The sequence below is a fragment of the Massilimicrobiota sp. mt181 genome (assembly GCF_055420065.1).
In genome coordinates this window covers 107,899-131,914 of record NZ_JBVAYN010000002.1, presented here as the reverse complement: position 1 = coordinate 131,914, position 24,016 = coordinate 107,899, and the positions used below count along the sequence as shown (strand labels likewise).

The window sequence follows — 24,016 nt, the reverse complement described above, 5'->3', positions numbered from 1 at the left end:
TGACAAATAATGGGTGCTTTTTTAAGCGTTTTCATGTATAATAAAAACTATGAAAGGGGTTTTAATATGGCACAATTGGATAACTTTTTGATACAACTTTTCCATGAGGGAAATTGTTTAGAAATGTATAAAGTTTTTGGTGCACATTTTGAAGAATTGGATGGACAAAAGGGTGTAAGATTTACTGTATATGCTCCAAATGCAAGAAGTGTGCAGGTTGTTGGTGATTTCAACAAATGGGATGGGGAAAATCACTATATGGAAAAATATACAGATGGGGGTATATATACTTTATTTATTCCTAAAATCAAACAATATGATGTCTATAAATATCGTATTGAAACACCCAATGGATCTTGGGTTGATCGCGCAGATCCATATGCTTTCTTTAGTGAATTAAGACCAGGTACAGCATCTAAAGTTTATAAAATTGATGGCTTTAGATGGGCTGATAAACGTTGGTTAAATAAACGTACAAAGAATTTTGATAGAGTTTTAAATATCTATGAAGCCAATATTGGTTCATGGAAAATGAAAAAAGATTTTACAGATGAAGAAGATGGAGAATATTACAGCTATGAAGAAATGATTGATCAGATCATTCCATATGTTGTAGAAAATGGTTTTTCACATATTGAATTGATGCCATTAACTGAATTCCCATTTGATGGTTCATGGGGATATCAGGCAACTGGTTATTTTAGTGCGACAAGTCGTTATGGAAATCCAAAACAGTTAATGGCATTTATCAATGCTTGCCATAAAAATAACATTGGTGTCATTATGGATTTTGTGCCTGCGCATTTTGTGAAGGATGGGCATGGTTTACATCAGTTTGATGGTGGTTTTGTCTATGAATATCCAGATATTAATTTAAGATATACAGAATGGGATAGCTGTTATTTTGATTTAGGAAGAGAAGAAGTGCGTAGTTTCTTGATGTCTTCTGTTCATTTCTGGGCAAACTACTTCCATGTTGATGGTATTCGTTTTGATGCGATTAGTAATCTGATTTATTGGAAAGGCAATAAGGAACGTGGTATTAACGATGGAGCCATAGAATTCATGAAACGTATGAATTCACATATGAATGGTTTATTCCCAGGTGTCATGCTGATTGCGGAAGATTCAACAGATTATCCAAATGTCACAACAGCACCACAATCTGGCGGACTTGGATTTGATTATAAATGGGATTTGGGTTGGATGAATGATACATTATCTTATTTTAAAAAGGATCCTGTTTATCGACAATATCCTGATGTTCACAATAAACTGACATTTTCTATGATGTACTTCTATCGTGAAAATTACATTTTACCATTTTCACATGATGAAGTAGTTCATAGTAAAGGGACAATTTTGGATAAGATGTGGGGAGATAATGATCAGAAATTCGCTCAATGTAAGTCATTGTATTTATATATGATGACACATCCTGGTAAGAAATTGAATTTTATGGGTAATGAATTAGCAGAATATAAGGAATGGGATGAAAAGAAAGCTTTAGGATGGGTATTGTTAAAATTCCCACAACATGATTCTTTCCATCGTTATTTCAAAGATTTGAATCATCTGATTTTAAATCATCCTGCTTTATATCAGTATGATTACTATCCAGAAGGATTTGAATGGCTGGTTGTTGATGATATGAAACAAAGTGTCTTTGCCTACGCACGTTATGCACCAAATGGAGAAGTGCTTATTTGTGTAATGAACTTTGTTGGTAATACACATCATGGTTATCGTATTCCAGTCCCAGTAGCTGGTACTTATAAAGAGATTATTAATACGGATACAGACTACTATACAGGCAGCAATTTCACGAATAAGCGTGCTATCAAATCACAAAAAATACACGCTGTCAACAAAGAAAATTCGATTTTGGTTGACATTGCACCATTTTCGAGTATGATATTTGAATTGAAGAGAAAATAGTTGAGGGAGACGAAATATGTTTAAGACAAAAGAAGAATTTAAATATGAGTTTTCAAGAAGAATTATTGAATCTTACGGACGTACAGTAGAAGAATCACACATTACAGAAAAGTTTATGACACTTGAAAGAATGGTGCGTGATTATGCTTCTGTCAATTGGGCTATGACCAAAATGGCAACGAAAACAAATTATCAGAAACAAGTTCATTATTTCTCTATGGAGTTTTTGATTGGACGTTTACTGGTTAATAATATGATGAACTTAGGAATCTATGAGATTGCTAAGGAAGGATTGGCAGATTATGGAATTAATATCCATGATTTGGAAGAATTAGAGTCTGATGCAGGACTTGGAAATGGTGGTTTAGGAAGACTGGCTGCATGCTTTATGGATTCATTGGCTTCACTTTCATATCCAGCATTTGGAAATACAATTCGTTATGAATATGGTTTATTTAAACAAAAAATTGAAAATGGATACCAGGTTGAAGTTCCTGATCAATGGTTAAGATTAGGAAATATGTGGGAAGTCAGAAAACCTAAACATGCGGTAGATGTAAAATTCTGGGGACATGTTGTATGGAATGAAGAAACTGGTAAATGGGATCATGTGGATGCTGAATGTGTCAGAGCTGTTCCTTATGATATGCCAATTGTAGGAAATGATACAACAGTCACAAATACACTTCGTTTATGGCATTCTGAACCAAGTGATGAAATTCCTTCTAATAAGGATTTTAGACAATATGCTCAAGAAGTGAGAGATATTTGTCAGACATTATATCCTGATGATTCGACACTTGCTGGTCGTACATTACGTTTAAAACAACAGTATTTCTTTGTATCAGCAGGATTACGTGCCATCATTAAAAATCATTTAAGAGTTTATCCATCATTATCAAACTTCCATGAAAAGAATGTCATTCAGTTAAATGATACTCATCCAGTATTGGTTATTCCTGAATTGATGAGAATCTTAATTGATGAATATGATATGGATTGGGATGAGGCATGGCATATTACAACACAGACATGTGCCTATACAAATCATACAATCTTATCAGAAGCTTTGGAAAAATGGCCAATTTCAACAATGCAGGCATTACTTCCAAGAGTTTATCAGATCATTGAGGAAATCAATAGAAGATTCATTGGATATGTTAAACAAGTGAGTGATAATGATGATGATTTATTAAATCGTGTGATGATTTTAAAAGATGGTCAAGTTCATATGGCACATTTGGCTATTGTAGGAAGCTTTAGTGTCAATGGTGTTGCCAGATTACATACAAAAATATTAATGGAACAGGAAATGAAAGATTTTTATTTCTTATATCCAAAGAAATTCAACAATAAAACAAACGGTATTACTCATCGTAGATGGTTAGCTTATTCAAATCCAGAATTAACATCATTATTGAATGAAACAATTGGAGATGCATGGATTAAAGATCCAGAACAGTTAGAAAAATTAATGGATTATGTTGATGATTCAATTGTGCAAGGCAAATTTTATAATGTGAAACAACAAAGAAAACAGGTATTAGCTGATTATATTTATCAACACAATGGTATCAGAGTTGATGTGAATAGTATCTTTGATATTCAAGTCAAAAGATTACATGCTTATAAACGTCAATTATTAAATATCATGCATGTGATTTACTTATATCAACAAATGAAGATGAATCCAGAATTCAAGATTTATCCAAGAACATTTATCTTTGGCGCAAAAGCAGCACCAGCTTACTATTTCGCAAAGAAAGTTATTAAATTAATTAACAGTGTTGCTGATGTGGTGAATAATGATCCTGATACAAACCAATATTTAAAAGTTGTTTTCATTGAAAACTATGGTGTGACAATTGCGGAAAAGATCATGCCAGCAGCTGATGTTTCTGAACAGATTTCAACAGCTGGAAAAGAAGCTAGTGGTACCGGAAATATGAAATTTATGATGAATGGTGCAGTCACTGTTGGAACACTTGATGGAGCAAATGTTGAAATTGCTGAACGTGTTGGTGACGATAACATTATTATCTTTGGTTTAAAAGATAATGAAATTAATGACTTAAGATGGAGTGGACAATATAATGCATGGGATTATTATAATAATGATCCACGTATTAAAAATGTTGTTGATTCATTAGTAGATGGAACATTCCATGAATCAAGAGAAGAATTCAGAATGATTTTTGACGAATTGATGAATCGTAATGATGAATACTTCTTATTTGCTGATTTTGAAGCTTACTTAAAAGCTCAGGCAAAGGTTGATGAATTATATCGTGATCGTGCAAAATGGTCTCAGATGTGTCTTGTCAATATCGCAAAATCTGGATATTTCTCTTCAGATCGTACAATTGAAGAATATGTTAAAGATATCTGGAAATTAGATAGAGTCAAAAGATAAACAATGAAAACCAATGAGTGATGATTGATCTCATTGGTTTTTTGTTTATTTCATGAAGTTATATGGGTATAATAAAAAAACGTTTAATTATGTTAAGCTTATGTTTACATTGCATTAAGATTATGTTAAATTTTATCTGTATTGATAGGAGGAAGACATGGATCTGACGAATATATTCTCAATGCTTGGTGGTTTAGCTTTATTTCTTTATGGAATGACGATGATGTCAACAGGACTAGAGCTGGCAGCCGGTAATAAGATGAAATCAATTTTAGAAAAATTAACAACAAATCGTTTTTTAGGAACACTTGTAGGTGCATTGACTACAGCAATTATGCAATCTTCTTCAGCAACCACAGTGATGACTGTAGGATTTGTCAATGCAGGGTTGATGGAGCTTAAAAATGCGGTATGGGTCATTATGGGAGCAAATATTGGAACAACGATTACAGGACAATTGATTGCTCTTGATATTACGGCATTGGCACCTGTGATTGCTTTTGTAGGTGTTGTTTTGATTGCTTTTTTTAAAAGTAAAAAACTTGATGCGATTGGTGAAATTATCGCAGGATTAGGTATTTTGTTTATGGGTATGGAAATGATGTCTGGAGCGATGGCACCATTAAGAAGTTCTCCTGAATTTGCTCATATTGTTGCAAACTTTGAAAATCCATTCATTGGTATTCTTGTTGGCGCTGTTTTTACAGCTATTATTCAGTCATCTTCTGCTTCTGTAGGAATCTTACAGGCTTTAGCGATGAGTGGAGTCATCACATTACCTTCAGCCATTTATGTATTATATGGACAAAATATTGGAACATGTATTACTGCAGTACTTGCATCTATTGGTGCAAATCGTAATGCGAAACGTACGACAATTATACATTTGTCTTTTAATATTATTGGAACGATTATTTTTGTATTGATCAGTTTGTTGACACCATTTGCTTCATTTATGGTTTCTTTAACACCAACAAATGTTGTGGCTCAAATTGCCAATGTACATACAGTATTTAATGTTGTCACAACACTCATTTTATTACCTGTTGGCACAAAGCTGGTTGATTTATCATTTATGATTTTACCTGATAAAGATGAAAATGAAGATGATATGAAATTGAAGTATTTGGATTTTCAGATTTTTACGAATGATTATCATATTGGAACAAGTTCAATCGCAAATACACAGTTATTTCATGAAACACAGAATATGCTGGATGTTGCGATTGAGAATGTCAAGAAATCATTTGAATTATTGACTAACTTTAAAGCTGATCAGTATGAAAATCTTCAAAAGAATGAAGAATATATCAATTATTTAAATGAAAATATTGTTGAGTTTACAACACAGGCAATTTCTGCAGAATTTCCAATTGAAGGTTCACAATCTATAGGGTTGTTTTTGAAGATATCTTCTGATATTGAAAGAATAGGTGATCATGCCATGAATATTGCTAAGCGTGCAGAGATTTTACATGATGAGAATCGATACTTCTCTCATGAAGCAATATATGAAATTGGTGTGATGAAGGATCTTTGTATTCATATTTTAAATGAACTGAAAATCATGGATTATGAAGAATTTAATCAGATTGTCAATAAAGTTCATACAATAGAAGATAGCATAGATAAAACACATCAGCAGTTTTCTATGAATCAGTTATCAAGATTGAAGGATAAAACATGTACAACTGAAAATAGTGTTGTTTATACGAAGATTTTAACGGATTTTGAAAGAATTGGTGATCATGGATTGAATATTGCAGAAGCATTTTACAAGGTTAAAGAACAGATGAAGGGCGTAAATAGAACAAAGATTGATCTTCATGAGGCTACAAATTCATAAAAATAAGGGACAGAGTTAAGATTGTCATAAGAATAGAATGACATCATAACACTGTCTTTTTTATATGTAAAGGGGTTACATTCTTTGATAGTTTTTTATATAAGTTTGTGTTATACTTGGAGTGATAAAAGCATATAAAAAATAGAAAGGAAAAGGATATGGAAGAAAATGCAGTGAGAATGAAAGCTTATGCTGTCACATTTAATGAAATTAGAGTTTATTTATCAACGGGATATTATAATGGAATCAGTAGTCAGTTTTATATTAAGAATATTGAAAATGATGAATTGATCCCTTTGCATGGAGATTCAATACATAATGAAACCAATAATGGATTTCAGGAGTATGTTTTCCATACTAATTTTACTATGGGTAAAGTTTATAAGATTGTTGATGCATATGGATTGAGCTGCTATTTAGATTTTTCAAAGCTTTCCATGTGTGAAGATTTTGATGAATTGTATTTCTATGATAATAATGATTTAGGTAACCAGTATACAAAAGAAAAAACAACATTTAAAGTTTGGGCACCACTTTCTACAGGTGTTATATTGAAGATTATGAAATGGAATGGAGAAACTGAGCTTTTTCCTATGAAAAGACAAAAGAAAGGTGTTTATTTTGCAGAAGTTCATGAAGATTTGGAATTAGAACAATATGTCTATCTGATTCGTCATACCAATAGCTATGAAGTAACATTGGATCCTTATGCGTATTCTTCATCATCCAATGGACGTGCCAGCATTATTGTAGATTTAGAAAAAGTGCCATGTCGTCATTTTGATTTACCAGTTCTAGAAAAAATGACAGATATGGTTATTTATGAAACAAGTGTCCGTGATTTTTCAATGTCTTCTACAAGTGGAATGAAAAATAAAGGGAAGTTTCTTGCTTTCACTGAATTGAATACATCCACAGATAGTGGCAATCCAACAGGATTAGATTATTTATCTTGCTTAGGTATTACTCATTTACAGTTAATGCCTATTGCTGATTTTGCGACAGTTGATGAAAAGAACCCATTAGAATTATATAACTGGGGATATGATCCATTGGCTTATAATGTCACAGAAGGAAGCTATGTGACTGATCCTGATGATGGATATATGCGTATTACAGAAGCTCAAAGAATGATTGAAGCCCTTCATTCACGTGGTATTCGTGTTGTTATGGATGTGGTTTTTAACCATATGCATGATGTGAATATCAATGCTTTAGAGAGAACAGTTCCCCATTATTTCTTTAGAAGAAACGGGGATGGCAGTCTTTCTAATGGTTCATGGTGTGGGAACGATTTAAATACAACTGCTTTAATGTGTCGAAAATATATTTTAGATATGTGTAGACGCTGGCAGGTATTATATGGAATAGATGGTTTTCGTTTTGATTTAATGGGCATTATTGATCAAGAGACAATGAAACTGGTTGATGCTCAAGGAAAAGCTATAGATCCTTCGTTTGTTGTTTATGGTGAAGGATGGAATATGGGAACAGCTTTAGATGAAAGTCTGCGTACAACAATTCAAAATAATTTTAAAACACCATATATTGGTTTCTTTAATGATTTTTTCAGAGATACTTTAAGAGGAACCAATCAAATGGAAACAAAAGGATATTTTTCTGGTGACACGTATAAAACAAATGACGCCATGAAAGCTATCTGTAATTTAGATATGTTTGCGCAAATTACGCAATCCATTAATTATGTGGAATGTCATGATAATGCGACATGCTATGATAAGCTTCAGATTTCTAATCATGATGAATCAGAAGAAACCAGAAAAAAACGTGCCAGATTGATGCTGGCAGCCGTTATTTTATCGCAAGGAGTTCCTTTTATTCATAGTGGGCAGGAATTCTTTAGAACAAAAGGCGGTTTGTCTAATACTTATAATGCAGGGGATCAGGTCAATGCTTTAGATTGGAATCGTAAGGATATGGAGATAGATACAACGCAATTTGTACAATTTCTTATTCATTTAAGAAAGAATAACCCTTGTTTTAGGTATAGGAATTATGATATGATACGTAAAAATGTCAAAACAGAAAATATTGATCATCGCATGATTAAATATATGTTACATCAGGATGAAGGAGAATATAAAGAGTTTGTGATTTATTTCAATGCTTCATTGGAAAATATTTCAGTTGATGTAGAAGATGGTTTTACACTTTTATATCATAGTGAAAAGGGAAAAATCTTGGATCAGAAATTAGATGTGAATGGTGTTTGTTGTGCGATTTTAGTCAGATAGGAGTTTTTATGAAGTTAATTGTTGGATTAGGAAATCCAGGGAAAGAATATGAGAAAACAAGACATAATACTGGATTTATGGTTATGGATCGCTTGGCTGAAACTTTTCAAGTTTCTATCAATGTAAAGAAGTTTAAAGGTGAATATGTCAAATTCAAATATCGTGGTGAAGATGTGATTTTGCTGAAACCTATGACTTATATGAATAATTCAGGAGAATCAGTGATTCAGGTGATGAATTATTTTAAGATGAATGTAGAAGATTTGCTTGTCATTTATGATGATATGGATATGCCAACAGGAAAATTACGTTTAAGACAAAGTGGCAGTGCCGGGGGGCATAATGGTATCAAAAGCATTATTGCTCATGTGGGGACACAAAATTTTAAACGTATCAGAGTTGGTATTGACAAACATCCACAGATTCCAGTTGTTGATTATGTCTTAGGGCGTTTTTCAAAGGAAGAACAGCCTTTGATTGATGAAGGTATTGATCATGCTGTGAAAGCTGTTGAAATGATGCTTGATAAAGATTTTGTAGCAGCAATGAATGCCTTTAATTAGGAGATGATAAAAAGATATGAAGAAGATTATTCAAATTTTAAAAGATAATCCAGCATATCAGGCCATGCAAAAAGGAAAAGGAGAGATTATAGTTTCTCACGCTAGCGATGAGGCGATACTCATTGCTAGTTCTTTTTTCGCTTGCCCCAAAACAATGCTGGTCATTAAAGATAGCCTTTATCAGGCACAACTTTTATATCAGGAACTTTATCCACTTATGAATGGCAAAGTGGCCTTTTTTCCATGTGATGAATCTTTACGTGTTGAGGCATTGGCGTCTTCTCAGGAATTGGTTGGAGAGCGTATCAACGCATTATCCCTTTTGTTGTCACGTCAGCCATTGGTTGTCATTTGTCATACGCAAAGTTATCTGCGTTATTTGCCAGATCTTGATTTGTTTGAAAAAGAAACACTTCATTTAAAAACAGGAATGACAATTGATCCTCTGGTATTAAGAGAAAAACTCATTCATAGTGGTTATCAGATGATTCAACGTGTTGATGAACCTTTCTATTATTCAAAACGTGGGGGTGTTATTGATGTTTTTTCTATCCAATATGAACATCCTGTACGTATTGAATTCTTTGATGATGAAATTGAAAGTTTACGTTTCTTTGATCAAAATACACAACGTTCATTAGAAAGTGTTAAAGAAGTCACTATTTTACCGGCAACTGATCTTTTATATGATGATCAGGAAGTGGATAATGTCATCACACAAATCTATGAATTGAAAGATCAAACAGATTGTCCTGATTACCAGGATGATTTTGAAGAAGAGATTTCTATTGATATAGAAGCATTAAAAAATCATGAAAATAGTACACGTTTATATCAATATATGGGATTATTTCCATCTTCAAAAACACTGATTTCCTATTTTGATCAGGTTTTTGTTATCACTTCAAGTCTTGAAAAAATTAAAAAAGTCTATAATCAGTATGTTGAAGAAACATTCTATTATTCACAGGAACTTCAAAGCCTTGGAAAGATGGTTAAAGGTCTATCATTATTTCATGATTTAGATTCATTGCTTAGAAAACCTAATATTGATTTTGTTGATTTTAGAACATCTGATAAACAAATTACTTTTCTTACAAGAGATATTCAATTATCCATGCTGAATGAAAATCAGCTTATTTCTCAAATTAAAGATTATTTGGCACAAAATAAGATTTTAATGTGTCTAAATAATAATCATCAAATTCAAATGATGACAGATTTATTAGATCAGCATCAAATGAGTTATACTTTGGTTGGTAATGATGATCATATTTATGAAGGTATTAATATTTATGTCGGACAACTGTCAACAGGCATTGATTTTTGTGATGAACATGTCATTTTACTAACTGAAAAAGAATTATTTAAAGTCAATAATCATAAAAAGAGAGGGTATATTAAATATAAAGATGCGAAAGTCATTAATGATTATAATGAGTTAAATATTGGCGATTATGTTGTTCATGATGTCAACGGAATTGGGCAATATATGGGAATCAAGACACTTGAAGTCAGAGGTGTCAAAAAAGATTATTTATATATTGCTTATAAAGGAAATGATACTTTATATATTCCCGTGGAAAATTTTAAACTGGTTAGAAAATATGCTTCCAGAGATGGAAAAGTACCTAAAATTCATTCTTTAAATAGTACTGAATGGCAAAAAACAAAACAAAGAGTCAGAAATAAAGTTGATGATTTGGCTGATCGTTTAATTGAAATTTATTCACAAAGAATGAAACAGCCAGGATTTGCTTTTCCAAAAGATGATGCCTTGCAGATTCAGTTTGAAGAAGGTTTTGGTTATGAATTAACACCTGATCAAAAAGAAGCTGTGAAAGAAATTAAAGAAGATATGGAAAAACCAAGACCAATGGATCGTTTGCTTTGTGGAGATGTTGGTTTTGGCAAAACAGAAGTAGCTTTAAGAGCATGTTTTAAAGCTATTCTAGCAAATAAACAAGTGGCTTTTCTTTGTCCAACCACAATTTTATCATCACAGCATTATCATACCATGATTCAACGTTTTGAAAATTTCCCAGTACGTATTGCCCTGTTAAATCGTTTCACCACAACAAAACAGCGTAAACAGATTTTAAGTGATTTAAAAGAAGGAAAAGTTGATTTATTGGTAGGAACACATCGTATTTTATCTAATGATGTTATTTTTAAAGATTTAGGATTATTATGTATTGATGAAGAACAGCGTTTTGGTGTCAAACAAAAAGAAAAAATTAAAGAGATAAGAAAGACAATAGATGTTCTCACTTTAACAGCAACACCAATACCAAGAACTCTACAAATGTCTTTGATGGGAATTCGTGGTTTATCACAAATAGAAACACCACCATTAAATCGTTTACCAGTTCAAACTTATGTGATGGAAAAAAGTGAACAGCTTATTAAACAGGTCATTGAAAGAGAGCTGGGAAGAAAAGGTCAGGTTTTCTATTTACATAATCAGACAGCCAATATAGAAAGTGTTGCGAATCAGATTGCCAGACTTGTTCCTCAGGCAAAAGTTGGTATTGGACATGGACAGATGAGTAAGGATGAGCTGGAAAGAGTCATGCAGTCATTTATCGATCATGAATATGATATTCTGGTTTGTACAACAATTATTGAAACAGGTATTGATATTCCTAATGCCAATACGATTATTATCGAAGATGCTGATCGTTTTGGTTTGGCACAGTTATATCAGATTAAAGGACGTGTAGGACGTAGTGAACGTCTGGCTTATGCTTATTTATTGTATGCTAAACATAAACAGATGAATGAAGAAGCAACCAAACGTTTAAAAGCTATTAAAGAATTTGCGCAATTGGGTAGTGGTTATAAGATTGCAATGAGAGACTTATCAATACGTGGTTCTGGAGATATTCTTGGAGGAGAACAGGCAGGTTTCATTGATACTGTTGGATTTGATATGTATATGAAAATTTTACAGGAAGCAATTGAAGAAAAAACAGGAGAGAAAAAGGAAGAAAAAGAAGTTCCAGTACAAAATGTCAATGTCAATGGCTATATTCCTGAAAACTACGTAGAAAGTGATATGGAAAAATTAAATCTTTATCAACGTATTTATAAGGCACAGCATTTGACAGAACTTAATTCTTTGGAAAAAGAGTTACAGGATATGTATGGAACATTACCTCGAGAAGTCAATAATATTGTTTTAAAACGTCGATATGAAATTCTATGTACAGAGCCTTTCGTAGATGAAGTCAAAGAGGTTGGAGGCAATATTCAGTTAATGCTGACACAGGAGTTCTCGTCTCATGTTGCGGGAGATCAGTTATTTGAATTGGTTAACCGTTTATATGATAAACCACAACTTAAATATTTAAAAAATGAAATTGTGATTATGATTCAAACAACTGGTCAATGGTTGCCACATACAATTGAATTATTAAATGAATTAAAGAAAATGGCTCAAAAGCAATAACAAATTAAATATTCATCGATATTGCTCAAAACGACAATGATAATCATTAATGATATTCATTGTCGTTTTTGATATGATGAAATCATAATTCTGAAAATTGATTTGGTATGATAAAAATATTTTGAGGTTATAATGATATTGAATAACAGGTTAAATAATTTCTTATCAATATAATTATTTTAAAATTTTATGTATTATTTTCATATAAATTAACTAATAAATTTATAGATTTATTTTTGGTTATAGCATATAATATGAGTGAGGTGAATGCGTTTATGGATATGAATACATTATTAAAGAATACAGTTTCTATCTCTCAATTTAATAAAGGGCAGGCTAAAAAAATCTTTGATGAAGTGAAACAAACAGGAATAAAGATTGTTTTTAAGAATAATGAACCAGAATGTATCTTATTATCTCCTGATAAGTATATTGAACTTATGAACGAAATTGAAGATGCTCTTGATTGTGCAGCAGCGATTGAACGAATTGAAAATAAGACAAAAACCTATTCTTTTGAAGAAGTAAAAAAAGAATTTGGTATGACTTCAGAAGATTTAGAAGATTGTGAAGAGGTAGAATTTGAATGATATGGAAAGTTGATTTCATTGATGAGGCAATGAAAGATTTAAAAAAACTTGATGGTAGCCAAAGAAAAATTGTTTTCAAAGCCATTGAAAAAACTTCACAAAATCCTTTATCTATTTATGAAGGAGATTATGGGAAGCCTTTAGGTGTTAAATTTGGAATTGATTTAAGTGGACTTTTTAAAATCAAGCTCAAAAAGTCTGGTATACGTATTGTATATCAGCTTATAAAAGAAGATGAAAGGAGCTCTATTGTTATTATTGGTCTTAGAGCCGAGGAGTCCGTTTATAAAAATGCCAGGTTAAGAATGGACAAATATAAATGAATGATAATCAAATGAATATTTGTAAAGGTCAATTCAAATCAAAGCGACAATGATAATCATTAATGATATTCATTGTCGTTTTTGATAATAAACAAAAAATCCTCAAAAGAGGATTAATCATTTTGATAGTTACTAATGATTTCATCAGTATTGATGCCAAGCTTGAATCCTAATGTGAAGTAATCATCAATTGTATTTTGATATTCTTCACTTGAATATTGCTTTTGAACATTCAAAATAGACTGATAAATCTTGAAAAATAATGAATAGATATCTTGACTTTCAGGAATTTCTGTATAACTTTTAATGCTGTCAATACGTAATTCATAACCAATGGACATCAGCATTGTTAATCCTTCAAGATAACTTTCTAAGAGTTGCTGATGGTTAACAGGTTCTTCTTTTTCCCAAAAGAGATAACATCTAGATTCTTGAGCTACTGCTGATAAATCATGTAAAAAAGATAAGATTTTTTGATTGAGTCTTGTCGTGTTTAAAACTTCATTCTTTGCTATTTGAATTTCTCTGTTTATATACACTTGATATAATTTTGCGACATCATTCATGTTTTTTCACCTCTTATCTATTATCATACATCAAAATGAATAAAATTTGAATGATTAACCCAAAATATGCAGATGTTCTAATAAAATTTTAATCCCCATACAAATTAAAATGATTCCACCAACGATTTCTGCTTTGGATTTGTATTTTGTACCAAAAACATGACCAATCTTCACACCAATCATTGAAATAACAAATGTTGTTAAAGCAATAATGATAATGGCTGAAAAAATATCAACATTTAAAAAGGCAAAAGTCACACCGATTGCTAAAGCATCAATAGAAGTTGCAATGGCTAAAGGCAACATGACTTTGAAAGAAAATTCTGTATTACAGTTTTCTTCATCTTCAAAAGCTTCTTTGATCATATTGAATCCAATCAAAACTAATAAAATAAAAGCAATCCAATGATCAATACTTTCAATTTTATTTTTAAATTGAACACCTAGAATAAAACCTAAAAAAGGCATAAATCCTTGAAAGAAACCAAAATAACCACCACAAATCAAAGCGTGCTTTAATTTTAATGTTTTTGTAGATAGTCCTTTACAAATGCTCACAGCAAAAGCATCCATTGATAAACCAATACCAATAAAAAATATTTCTAAAAACCCCATACGTCCTCCTTGTAATAAAAAAGACATGACTGTGAAAACACAGACAAGTCTCATTATTTAAAATCATACCAGATAAATATATTATCATGATGTTGACATGATTACACATAATGTGCTAATTACTCCCTTATCATGAGCCAATTATATCAAGTTTATATATATGTGTCAAACATCTTTTGGGATATAGTCAGAACCTACTTTTTGAGCATGAAATTGGTTATTTGTCAATTCTTGAATTTGATCAAGGAATTGCATTTGTCTTAAATAACAAAGATAAGTGACTTGTTGTTCATATTTCACATCTATACATTTTATGTGATGAATTTTTAATAAATGCTCAAATTTACGGGTATAAGTATAATCAAGAGTGATTTCATATAAATCAACGAGTTCTTTTTCTACAATGACTGCTTGTTTTAATGCTTCCGCAACACTTTGACTGTAAGCACGGGTTAGACCACCAGCACCTAATTTAATACCACCAAAATATCTTGTCACAATCGCAATGATATTGGTAAGCCCCTGCATTTTTAAGACGTTGAGCATTGGCATACCAGCTGTACCTGATGGTTCTCCATCATCATAAGCACGCTCATGATTATCTACAATATAGGCTACACAATTGTGAGTTGCCTGGGGATCACTATATTGTTCAATCAAATCTTTTGTCTGCTCTATATGACTACAAGGAATAAGATGACAGATAAATTCAGATTTTTTGATGACAAGAGTATGCGTTGTATAATCTTGAATAGAAATCATAATGTCACACCTTTCTTTCCTTATTATATATGATTTCATTTTATTGTCAAAAGTGTTATAATATATAAGAAACTTACTTTTGGAAGCGAGGAATCAGATATGAAAAAAATTGCGATTTTGGCAGATAGTGGTTGTCAAATAGAATTAAATCAATATGAAGATCAGGGTATTTTTATTGTCCCATTATGTATAACAATGAAAAATCATACTTATTTAGATCAAAAGGAAATATCTAGCCTAGAAGTTTTTGAAACAATGGAAAAAGAAGATATCATGGTCATGACTTCTCAACCATCTACAGGAGAGCTTGTGGATATCTTACAAAGAATCAAAGATGCTGGATATGAAGAAGTGATTGGATTACCAATCGCAACGGGACTATCTTCAACTTTAAATGGGATGAAAGTAGCGGCTGAAATGGTCGATATTCCTATAACTCTTATTGATACGAAAGGAACAGCAGGTAATCAGAAATATCTGGTTTTTACAGCCGCAAAGTTAGTTGAAAGTGGAAAAACTGTTGCCGAAATCCAAACAATACTTGAGAAAATGATCGAACATTCTGGAACAATCATTATGGCACCAAACCTTGAACATTTAAAGAAAGGTGGACGTATTACTCCAGCTGTTGCCTTATTAGCAAGTATGCTGAAAATTGTGCCAGTTATGGAATTAAACTATGATTTAGGTGGTAAGATTGATGTTTTAGGAAAGGTCAGAACTTTATCAAAAGCGAAAGCGACTCTTGTCAATAGAATGGTTGAATTAGGTGTGAATGCTAAAGAATATAAAGTGACTATTGAACATGTTTTATGTGAAAGTTCTGCACAAGATGTGAAAAAGATGATTTTAGAAAAAATAGGAGATGTAGAATTAGAATTAAGAGAACTACCAGCTGTTGTTGGCGCTCATATGGGTGTTGGAGGTATTGGCGTTCAGTATATTAAGAAATATTTTGGATAGGAGGTTTTTCATATGCCATTATTTGATGATTTCACAAAAAAGGCTGCTAAGTTTACAGAAGAAGCTATTGATAAAACACAGGAACTTGCGGGAACTGCAAAATTAAAGCTGAAAATCAAAAATCTTGAATCTGATCGTGATGATGTTTATCGTGATTTAGGAAGATATTATTACGAACAAATTGATTCACAAGGTGTGATTGATGAAGATGCTATGGATATGTATCGACGCATTGGTGAATATAATCAAAAAATTGAGGATTTGAAAAAGTCATTGGATGAGTAGAAGTCAGGTGAAAAAAAGAGAATCACCTGTCTTTTTTTGATAGCTATAGAAAATTTGCTATAATGAAGTTAGGAAGGATATCATTATTGAAGGGAGCATATAGCATATGAAAATGAGAAAAATATTGTTATACATAGGATGTTTGTTATCAGCTTTTTCTTTAAATATGGAATATGAGTTTTCATATATCAATCTTTCCCATCTGTTTGTCTTTCTTATTTATTTTATAAGTCTAACTTATTTTACGCAGAGCTGGTTTTATTTGATTTCAGGTCTTGGTTTAGGTATTTCTATTGTGATTTCATTGATTATTGGTATTATGAATGATCCTAATTTAGTTCGTATTGTTTTTGATAGTATTCTTGCTTTAGGGCTTATTCCTTTTTATAGCTTTTCTATTTATCAAAAACTTTCACATCAACAACATCGTCACTCAGTGATAGATGCAGAAATCAGTCAGGCAGTTTTATCCGGTTTAGGAACAATGAATGATCCTTATTTATTAGATTTTCAAGCAGCACCAGCAATTCAAAAGTATATCATAGAAAAACATGAAAAAATCATTTATGCATTACACGGTGGGTCCAAAGAATATGGAACATCACGTTATGGATTTTTTGATGGTGTTCTTGTTGGAAAAAAACATACTGATCAAGTCCATGGAGGATTTTGGATGAATGAGGAAAATCAAAAGAAAACGAAGAATGAGGAACCTATGTGGGTAAATGGAGTTGTTTATTTACCATTTAAAGACGTCCAAAATATAGGTACTTTATTACAAGATCAACGTTATGCACAGAGACTTAAATCTATGCAAAAACAGTTAGCTTATGCCACTTATGATGAAAGTTATCGTATGTTGATGGATTTGCATATCGACGAAGTTCAAATTCAATCATTACTCAGGGCATTAGGAAAGAAACAGCGACTTTTTTCAAAGACTATACAAGAAGAATTGCTGAATAAAATCTTTATGGAAGAAACTTATCATGAAGTTATGAATAATAAAGATGGTATGATTTATGGGTCTTATCAGCTTTTTATAGATCATTACTGGATTCAATATGCTGGGATGGATGCATGGGTATTATTTCCAACACTTTATGAACCATCTTTCTATTATGGTAAGGGTACTTATCAGTCATATTCTTAAAAAAGTCTTTTAACTCCGTTTTTTTGGTGTTAAAATAGGTATAAAGTCATCTCTAGAATCATAAAATAGGTATAATAAAAATACAAGGAGATGACAATGATGAAAAGAGCATATCAAAATCAAAAATCAATAACATTGAGTCAAAAGAAAAAGTATTTAATGGATATTATCAAGAATAATCATTTACAAGAAGAAGTTGCTTGTTGTTTTTGTGAAAAAGAATTGAATGGAATTATGCAAAAACAGGATATCAGCCATCAAATATTTATTGCTGCTTTAAGACATCTTTATCAGGTAAAGAATTTTAAAGAAATGGAAAATGATTTAGTAATCATGAACAGTTTATTTTCACATCAGGAATATTATCAGTTAAAAGAAGATATTTTTTCTAAAATAACGAAAAAGACGATCACTTTACAGGAATATTGTGTGATACGTTATCTGATTCCTTTTGAAAGTCTTTCTTTTTCACAAATAATGAAAATTCTTTATCAAAAGTATCATGTTGAAGCAATAGAATGTGCAAAAATTTGTTTGATTGAGGATCATCCACATATGGCTTATGAGTATTTACTGACATTGGATGATTGTTCAGATGAAGCTCTTTTGAATTTATTACGTAGTTACAGTATGAAAGATTATCTTTCATTGATACACCATTATACGAAAAAGAAGACTTATCAATTGGCAATCAGTCATTAGGAGATAGAATTTATGGGAAAAAGGATGTATGACATTTTTATGATTATTCTTCAATCTCAAAAGGAAGCCATAACAGCTCAGGAGATTTTAGAACAATTACAGTCTAAAGGAATACAAATGAATATTAAAACCATATATTCATGTATCCAGCAGATTAATGATTTTTTCAAAGGTTGGATTCAAAGGGATTTTATTGTTTCCTATCATCGATTAGGCTTTAAAATCAGTGAAGATTTGTTGAATGATGGAGAAATGCAATTCTTATTAGATCAGATTGCTTTCCATCAGGATTTGAATAATGAAGATCAACAGATATTAAGACAGAAGCTTTTAAGATTTTCATCATTTCACCAACAAAATCGTTTGCTTGTTTTCCAACCGAGTCAACGTCAACATTCTTTTTCTCTTTTTGTGAATTTATCTGTCATTATGAAAGCAATAGAACAACAAAAAGCAATATCTTTTCAATATATTGATTATGAAATTCAAGATCATGAACTCATAGAAGTTCCTTCAAAAAGAGGAAATAAAGATGATCAGTACATAGTCTCTCCCTATTCTTTAACATCACAAAATAATCATTATTATATGATTGCCTATAATGATAAACATCCAGGACAGTTAACCAATTATCGTATTGATCGTATGCGTATGATTCAAACATTAAATAAAGGATATATCAATATTCAGGAACAGTTTGATATGCAAAAGGAAATTGAGAAAATGATGAATATGTTTATTTCTCATCATCATGATACATTGCAGATTGAATGTCATCAAAGACAGTTAAGAGAAATGGTTTCACGTTTTGGACAGGATATGAAAGTACAAAAGCTTTATCAGGATCATCTTTTATTGACGATTGAGGATGTCTCTATTTCAGAAGGATTAATTGGTTGGATTATGATGATGCAAACGCAAATCAAAGTGATTTCACCTCAATATCTTTGTGATGAAATTAAAGACAGAATAAAAGCAATGCACAAGCTTTATCAAGATATGTTATAATAGGGCATAGGTGATGAGTTATGCAAAAAATTATGATTGTAGAAGATGATGAAATTATTGCTTCAACGATCCAAAAACATTTAGAAACATGGAATTATGAAGTGAATGTTATAGATGATTTTGAACATGTTTTAGATATTTATTTAAAACAACGTCCTGAATTAATATTATTAGATATTTCTTTACCTTTTTATAATGGTTATCATTGGTGTCAGCAGATTCGTAAAATCTCTTCAGTACCGATTATTTTTATTTCTTCTGCAAATGAAAATATGAATATTGTGATGGCTATTTCTATGGGAGCAGATGATTTTATTACAAAACCTTTTGATTTAAGTGTTTTAACAGCAAAAGTACAAGCTTTATTGCGTAGAACATATTCATTTTCTAAATCAACGCAAGTGTTAACATATAAAGATCTGATTTTAAATTTATTGGATGCAACGATTTCGTATCATGATCAGACCATAGAACTCACAAAAAATGAATTAAAGATTTTGCAGATTTTGTTTGAAAAATCAGAAACTTTTGTGTCTAGAGATGAATTGATGATGGCATTATGGCAGAGTAATGAATTTATAGATGATAATACATTAAGTGTCAATATGAATAGACTAAGAAAGAAATTAGATGATTTTCATATTGAACAATTGATACATACAAAAAAAGGAGTGGGGTATAAATTATATTATGAATAAACTGCTTCATTATTTTCATGATCGTAAAGCTATCTATATATTATCTCTTACTTTTATACTGATTTTTTATTTGATACTTTATTTATATAATGCTCTTATTGAAGCTATTGTCTATGCAACGATTTTATGTATTGTTTTATTGTTTGTATTTTTTTGTATAGATTTTTATTTCTATGTTAAAAAAACACGTAATCTTTCAGCACTTTTACAGTTAGAAGAAGTTTTTTTGTCTGAATTACCTGTATCTTCATCATTTTTAGAAGAACAATATCAACAGTTATTACACAAGATTGATGATTTGTTTAAAAGTGTGAAAGAACAGCAGGAGATAAATTATCATGAAATGCTGGATTATTTTACTTTATGGGTTCATCAAATCAAGACACCTATCTTTGCTTTAAGATTGCTGGTCTCATCACAGGAGACTTCAACCAATGATATGCTGTTGCAGATTTTAAAGATTGAACAATATGTGGATATGGCTTTGCATTATATGAAATTAGGACAGATTTCATCAGATTTGCGTTTAAAATATTATGATTTAAATACAATTATTCAAGATGTTGTGAAAAAACAGGCAACATTCTTTATTCAAAAGAAACTGACTTTACGTTTAGATGATATTGATTTAAAAGTGTTAACAGATGAAAAATGGATATCTTTTGTATTGGAACAGATTTTATCTAATGCCTTAAAATATACCAAAAATGGTTATATTCATATTTATGTGAAAGATGAAGTCTTATATATAGAAGATAGTGGTATTGGCATTAAAGAAGAAGATTTGCCAAGGATATTTGAAAAAGGTTTTACGGGATATAATGGGAGAGTGGATAAGAAAGCCAGTGGATTAGGACTTTATCTATGTGCACGTATTTTGAAATATTTAGGACATCCTATTTCAATTTCATCTCAGCGTGGTCAAGGCACAATCGTTATGATTGATTTCCATGTGCAGGATTTGCAGGTTGAATAAAACTTACAACATTGTAAGATATAGAAGAGAAATTGTAAGGAAAATCGATGGTACATATTTCTCTTTTTTTATAAACTATAAGTGTACAAAGGAGGTATGACAATGTCATTACTAGAAGTTAAAAATTTAAAGAAAATTTACACAACACGATTTTCAAATCAACAAGTTCAAGCTTTATCCAATGTCACTTTTAGTGTAGAAAAAGGTGAATATGTAGCCATTATGGGTGAGTCAGGAAGTGGAAAAACAACATTATTAAATATTCTTGCGTCCTTAGATAAGCCTACAAGTGGACAGGTTTTATTGAATGGAGAAGATATCACCCATCTCAAAGAAAAAGAGATTTCACAGTTCAGAAGAAAAAATCTAGGATTTGTTTTCCAAGAATTTAACTTACTAGATACTTTTTCAGTAAAAGATAATATCTTTTTGCCACTTGTTTTATCGAAAGAACCTTATCCTGTTATGAATCAAAAAATTAAGTCATTAGCACCTCGATTAGGAATTGAACATTTATTAGATAAGTATCCTTATGAAATCTCAGGAGGACAAAAACAAAGAGTCGCTGTGGCGAGAGCTTTAATTACACATCCTCAACTGATTTTAGCAGATGAACCAACGGGAGCCCTTGATTCAAAGTCTACTGATCAACTGCTGGAAATCTTTGATCAAGTTAATCAAGAAGGACAAACCATTTTAATGGTCACACATAGTACCAAAGCAGCTAGTTATGCTTCAAGAGTTTTATTTATTAGAGATGGTGAAGTATTCCATCAGATCTATAAAGGAAACCAGACAAATCAACAAATGTATCAAAGTATTTCTGATACATTGACATTACTGGCAACAGGAGGAGAATAGTATGAAATCATTCTTTTATCCTCGTTTAGCATTAACTAATCTAAGAAAGAATGCCAAACTCTATTTTCCATATTTATTAACAAGTTCTTTTACAGTTATGATGTTTTATTTAATTAATTATTTAGCATCACATGAAGGTTTAAAACAAATGCAATCTGGTACAACAACAATGAAAGTCATTCTAAATTTAGGAATTATTGTAATGGTCATCTTTTCTGTGATTTTCTTGTTTTATATGAATAGTTTTTTAATGAAACGTCGTAAAAAAGAAATTGCTTTATATAATATTTTAGGTTTAGAGAAGAAACATATTATGATTATGATGTTATATGAAACAATCATAACATCTTTCATTTCCTTATTGATGGGATTTGTTTTTGGAGTTATTTTTAGTCAATTGGTTTCATTATTGTTGATTCATTTAATGGGATTAGCTACAACATTGACATTTCATGTTTCATGGTCATCTTTTTTGGTAACAGTGATTGTTTTCTTGCCTATTTATTTGGTTTCTTACTTGATTTATGTGATTCAGATTCAATTATCCAATCCTATTGAATTATTAAGAGGCTCACAAAGTGGAGAAAGAGAACCTAAGACGAAATGGTTAATGACCATTATTGGTTTTATCACATTAGGATTAGGATATTATATCGCAGTGACTATTGATGATCCCACAACAGCAATCGCTTTGTTCTTTGTAGCAGTTATTTTGGTTATTATTGGAACATATTGCTTATTTACAGCAGGTTCGATTACGATTTTAAAGCTTTTAAAGAAAAATAAGCATTTCTATTACCAGACAAAACATTTTACTTCTGTTTCTCAGCTTATTTATCGTATGAAACAAAATGCTGTTGGATTAGCCAGTATCTGTATTTTATGTACATGTATATTGGTCATGTTATCAAGTACTGTTTCGCTCTATTTTGGTATTGAAGATACAGTGACAGCCTATCAACAGGATAGCTATAATCTAAAAGTTTATGGTTATGATGATGGGGCTTTACCAAGTGATCAGGAATTTACAAAGTTTTATTCTCAAATACAAACTGAGTTAGAACAAAATGGTATAGGTGTTGATAGTTTCATCCATACCAAAAGATATTCTGTCAGTGTTCGTTTTGCGAATAATCGTATTTTGACAGATAAGGAAACAGGAAATTTTGTCGTGGGTTATTTGGTTGGGATGACACAGGATGAATATAATCGTGCTTATCATCAAAATGTTCATTTAAGTGATCAGAATATTTTAGTCAGCAGTAATTTCTTTGAATTTAAAGACACTTTAGATATAGAACAGCAACAATATCCTATTCAGGAAGTTGTCCATCAACCTTATTTATTGCCTAATGAAAATCCAACTGCTGAAAGAAATCTGATTGTTATTATGAAAGATGAAGAAGCTATTCAAGAAATGATGTCACATTTCTTTGGTGATTCTATCAAACCCACAGAAAATCTTTCTATTGTTTATCACAATCAATCGAAAGCTAAAGAAGCTGAGGATATATTAACAAAATGTTTAGATAACTTTGTTTTAGAAACACAGAATGAACATGGGGGAATTTCTTTCTATCATTCTTCAATTTATGAAGTCAGATTAATGTTAATGGAATTGTATGGAAGTTTATTCTTCTTAGGTATTTTCTTAGGAATCTTATTCTTAATGGCCACAATCTTAATCATGTATTATAAACAGTTATCAGAAGGTTATGAAGATCAAAAACGCTTTGAAATTATGCAGAAAGTCGGTATGAATGCAAAAGAAGTCAAACAGACTATTCGTTCTCAAGTTTTAATATTTTTCTTTTTGCCACTACTTGCTGCAGTCATTCATATGGCTTTTGCTTTCCATTTAATTACTATGATGTTTGGTTATATTGTAATCAGTGGTACACAGGTCTTTATTACATGTACGCTTATTTCCGTTATTATCGTGGCTATAGTTTATGCAATCGTATACTTATTTACATCAAGAACATATTATCGTATTGTTAAAAATTAAGGGAAGATGAATGGAAGTTCATCATCTTCTTTTGAATTAA

At 31.2% G+C, this 24,016-nt stretch carries 20 protein-coding genes; 17 read left to right on the top strand and 3 right to left on the bottom strand.

Features of this window, described 5'->3' with window-relative positions:
- Positions 1–66 precede the first annotated feature (66 nt).
- The 8 genes from glgB to ACZYT4_RS01820 all read left to right on the top strand — a co-directional run bounded on the left by glgB (position 67) and on the right by ACZYT4_RS01820 (position 13,379).
- A complete protein-coding gene (gene glgB / locus ACZYT4_RS01855) occupies positions 67–1,938 on the top strand; it encodes a 1,4-alpha-glucan branching protein GlgB (RefSeq protein ID WP_463781947.1) in 1,872 nt (623 codons plus the stop codon).
- A 16-nt stretch (positions 1,939–1,954) separates the two neighbouring features.
- Positions 1,955–4,351: a glycogen/starch/alpha-glucan phosphorylase gene (locus ACZYT4_RS01850; RefSeq protein ID WP_463781946.1), complete on the top strand. Its 2,397-nt coding sequence runs from the start codon at positions 1,955–1,957 to the stop codon at positions 4,349–4,351.
- 157 nt (positions 4,352–4,508) lie between these two features.
- The gene (locus ACZYT4_RS01845) at positions 4,509–6,197 is read left to right on the top strand and encodes a Na/Pi cotransporter family protein (RefSeq protein ID WP_463781945.1); all 1,689 of its coding nucleotides are present in this window, start codon (positions 4,509–4,511) and stop codon (positions 6,195–6,197) included.
- Positions 6,198–6,355: 158 nt separating this feature from the next.
- A complete protein-coding gene (gene pulA, locus ACZYT4_RS01840) occupies positions 6,356–8,452 on the top strand; it encodes a type I pullulanase (protein WP_463781944.1) in 2,097 nt (698 codons plus the stop codon).
- 8 nt (positions 8,453–8,460) lie between these two features.
- A complete protein-coding gene (pth, locus tag ACZYT4_RS01835) occupies positions 8,461–9,015 on the top strand; it encodes an aminoacyl-tRNA hydrolase (protein WP_463781943.1) in 555 nt (184 codons plus the stop codon).
- A gap of 16 nt (positions 9,016–9,031) precedes the next feature.
- A complete protein-coding gene (gene mfd / locus ACZYT4_RS01830; protein WP_463781942.1) occupies positions 9,032–12,466 on the top strand; it encodes a transcription-repair coupling factor in 3,435 nt (1,144 codons plus the stop codon).
- A 275-nt stretch (positions 12,467–12,741) separates the two neighbouring features.
- Complete coding sequence (locus tag ACZYT4_RS01825) at positions 12,742–13,056, top strand: hypothetical protein (protein WP_463781941.1); 315 nt, start codon at positions 12,742–12,744, stop codon at positions 13,054–13,056.
- The gene (locus ACZYT4_RS01820) at positions 13,053–13,379 is read left to right on the top strand and encodes a type II toxin-antitoxin system RelE family toxin (protein WP_463781940.1); all 327 of its coding nucleotides are present in this window, start codon (positions 13,053–13,055) and stop codon (positions 13,377–13,379) included. The genes ACZYT4_RS01825 and ACZYT4_RS01820 overlap by 4 nt, the downstream gene beginning before the upstream one ends.
- A gap of 113 nt (positions 13,380–13,492) precedes the next feature.
- Here the strand turns inward: ACZYT4_RS01820 and ACZYT4_RS01815 are convergent, their stop codons facing one another.
- The 3 genes from ACZYT4_RS01815 to ACZYT4_RS01805 form a co-directional block, all read right to left on the bottom strand.
- Positions 13,493–13,945 carry a dUTP diphosphatase gene (locus ACZYT4_RS01815; protein ID WP_463781939.1) on the bottom strand — a complete coding sequence of 151 codons (453 nt, stop codon included), beginning with the start codon at positions 13,943–13,945 and terminating at the stop codon, positions 13,493–13,495.
- Positions 13,946–13,999: 54 nt separating this feature from the next.
- Entirely contained in the window at positions 14,000–14,560 is a 561-nt protein-coding gene (locus ACZYT4_RS01810) for a manganese efflux pump MntP (protein ID WP_463781938.1), read from the bottom strand.
- A 165-nt stretch (positions 14,561–14,725) separates the two neighbouring features.
- The gene (locus tag ACZYT4_RS01805) at positions 14,726–15,322 is read right to left on the bottom strand and encodes an IMPACT family protein (RefSeq protein WP_463781937.1); all 597 of its coding nucleotides are present in this window, start codon (positions 15,320–15,322) and stop codon (positions 14,726–14,728) included.
- Between the two features lie 99 nt (positions 15,323–15,421).
- Between ACZYT4_RS01805 and ACZYT4_RS01800 the strand changes: the two genes are divergently transcribed.
- The 9 genes from ACZYT4_RS01800 to ACZYT4_RS01760 all read left to right on the top strand — a co-directional run bounded on the left by ACZYT4_RS01800 (position 15,422) and on the right by ACZYT4_RS01760 (position 23,976).
- Positions 15,422–16,285 (top strand): DegV family protein, encoded by an 864-nt coding sequence (locus tag ACZYT4_RS01800; protein WP_463781936.1) that lies wholly within the window; start codon positions 15,422–15,424, stop codon positions 16,283–16,285.
- A 12-nt stretch (positions 16,286–16,297) separates the two neighbouring features.
- Complete coding sequence (locus ACZYT4_RS01795) at positions 16,298–16,570, top strand: hypothetical protein (RefSeq protein ID WP_463781935.1); 273 nt, start codon at positions 16,298–16,300, stop codon at positions 16,568–16,570.
- A gap of 106 nt (positions 16,571–16,676) precedes the next feature.
- Positions 16,677–17,723 carry a hypothetical protein gene (locus ACZYT4_RS01790; protein ID WP_463781934.1) on the top strand — a complete coding sequence of 349 codons (1,047 nt, stop codon included), beginning with the start codon at positions 16,677–16,679 and terminating at the stop codon, positions 17,721–17,723.
- Between the two features lie 96 nt (positions 17,724–17,819).
- Positions 17,820–18,425, top strand: coding sequence for a hypothetical protein (locus ACZYT4_RS01785; protein ID WP_463781933.1), 606 nt, complete (start codon positions 17,820–17,822; stop codon positions 18,423–18,425).
- 12 nt (positions 18,426–18,437) lie between these two features.
- Positions 18,438–19,433: a helix-turn-helix transcriptional regulator gene (locus tag ACZYT4_RS01780; protein ID WP_463781932.1), complete on the top strand. Its 996-nt coding sequence runs from the start codon at positions 18,438–18,440 to the stop codon at positions 19,431–19,433.
- A 20-nt stretch (positions 19,434–19,453) separates the two neighbouring features.
- Positions 19,454–20,131 carry a response regulator transcription factor gene (locus tag ACZYT4_RS01775; RefSeq protein WP_463781931.1) on the top strand — a complete coding sequence of 226 codons (678 nt, stop codon included), beginning with the start codon at positions 19,454–19,456 and terminating at the stop codon, positions 20,129–20,131.
- The gene (locus tag ACZYT4_RS01770) at positions 20,124–21,107 is read left to right on the top strand and encodes a sensor histidine kinase (protein WP_463781930.1); all 984 of its coding nucleotides are present in this window, start codon (positions 20,124–20,126) and stop codon (positions 21,105–21,107) included. Before ACZYT4_RS01775 ends, ACZYT4_RS01770 begins: the two co-directional genes overlap by 8 nt.
- 102 nt (positions 21,108–21,209) lie before the next feature.
- Complete coding sequence (locus ACZYT4_RS01765) at positions 21,210–21,968, top strand: ABC transporter ATP-binding protein (protein ID WP_463781929.1); 759 nt, start codon at positions 21,210–21,212, stop codon at positions 21,966–21,968.
- A 1-nt stretch (position 21,969) separates the two neighbouring features.
- Positions 21,970–23,976, top strand: a complete 2,007-nt coding sequence (locus ACZYT4_RS01760) for an ABC transporter permease (protein ID WP_463781928.1) — start codon at positions 21,970–21,972, stop codon at positions 23,974–23,976.
- The last annotated feature ends 40 nt before the right edge of the window (positions 23,977–24,016 follow it).

What these genes read in the sequence shown, in the direction of transcription:
- glgB (WP_463781947.1), top strand. Translation starts at nt 67, where the DNA reads ATGGCACAATTGGATAACTTTTTGATACAACTTTTCCATGAGGGAAAT.
- ACZYT4_RS01850 (WP_463781946.1), top strand. Translation starts at nt 1,955, where the DNA reads ATGTTTAAGACAAAAGAAGAATTTAAATATGAGTTTTCAAGAAGAATT.
- ACZYT4_RS01845 (WP_463781945.1), top strand. Translation starts at nt 4,509, where the DNA reads ATGGATCTGACGAATATATTCTCAATGCTTGGTGGTTTAGCTTTATTT.
- pulA (WP_463781944.1), top strand. Translation starts at nt 6,356, where the DNA reads ATGGAAGAAAATGCAGTGAGAATGAAAGCTTATGCTGTCACATTTAAT.
- pth (WP_463781943.1), top strand. Translation starts at nt 8,461, where the DNA reads ATGAAGTTAATTGTTGGATTAGGAAATCCAGGGAAAGAATATGAGAAA.
- mfd (WP_463781942.1), top strand. Translation starts at nt 9,032, where the DNA reads ATGAAGAAGATTATTCAAATTTTAAAAGATAATCCAGCATATCAGGCC.
- ACZYT4_RS01825 (WP_463781941.1), top strand. Translation starts at nt 12,742, where the DNA reads ATGGATATGAATACATTATTAAAGAATACAGTTTCTATCTCTCAATTT.
- ACZYT4_RS01820 (WP_463781940.1), top strand. Translation starts at nt 13,053, where the DNA reads ATGATATGGAAAGTTGATTTCATTGATGAGGCAATGAAAGATTTAAAA.
- ACZYT4_RS01815 (WP_463781939.1), bottom strand. Translation starts at nt 13,945, where the DNA reads ATGAATGATGTCGCAAAATTATATCAAGTGTATATAAACAGAGAAATT.
- ACZYT4_RS01810 (WP_463781938.1), bottom strand. Translation starts at nt 14,560, where the DNA reads ATGGGGTTTTTAGAAATATTTTTTATTGGTATTGGTTTATCAATGGAT.
- ACZYT4_RS01805 (WP_463781937.1), bottom strand. Translation starts at nt 15,322, where the DNA reads ATGATTTCTATTCAAGATTATACAACGCATACTCTTGTCATCAAAAAA.
- ACZYT4_RS01800 (WP_463781936.1), top strand. Translation starts at nt 15,422, where the DNA reads ATGAAAAAAATTGCGATTTTGGCAGATAGTGGTTGTCAAATAGAATTA.
- ACZYT4_RS01795 (WP_463781935.1), top strand. Translation starts at nt 16,298, where the DNA reads ATGCCATTATTTGATGATTTCACAAAAAAGGCTGCTAAGTTTACAGAA.
- ACZYT4_RS01790 (WP_463781934.1), top strand. Translation starts at nt 16,677, where the DNA reads ATGAAAATGAGAAAAATATTGTTATACATAGGATGTTTGTTATCAGCT.
- ACZYT4_RS01785 (WP_463781933.1), top strand. Translation starts at nt 17,820, where the DNA reads ATGATGAAAAGAGCATATCAAAATCAAAAATCAATAACATTGAGTCAA.
- ACZYT4_RS01780 (WP_463781932.1), top strand. Translation starts at nt 18,438, where the DNA reads ATGGGAAAAAGGATGTATGACATTTTTATGATTATTCTTCAATCTCAA.
- ACZYT4_RS01775 (WP_463781931.1), top strand. Translation starts at nt 19,454, where the DNA reads ATGCAAAAAATTATGATTGTAGAAGATGATGAAATTATTGCTTCAACG.
- ACZYT4_RS01770 (WP_463781930.1), top strand. Translation starts at nt 20,124, where the DNA reads ATGAATAAACTGCTTCATTATTTTCATGATCGTAAAGCTATCTATATA.
- ACZYT4_RS01765 (WP_463781929.1), top strand. Translation starts at nt 21,210, where the DNA reads ATGTCATTACTAGAAGTTAAAAATTTAAAGAAAATTTACACAACACGA.
- ACZYT4_RS01760 (WP_463781928.1), top strand. Translation starts at nt 21,970, where the DNA reads ATGAAATCATTCTTTTATCCTCGTTTAGCATTAACTAATCTAAGAAAG.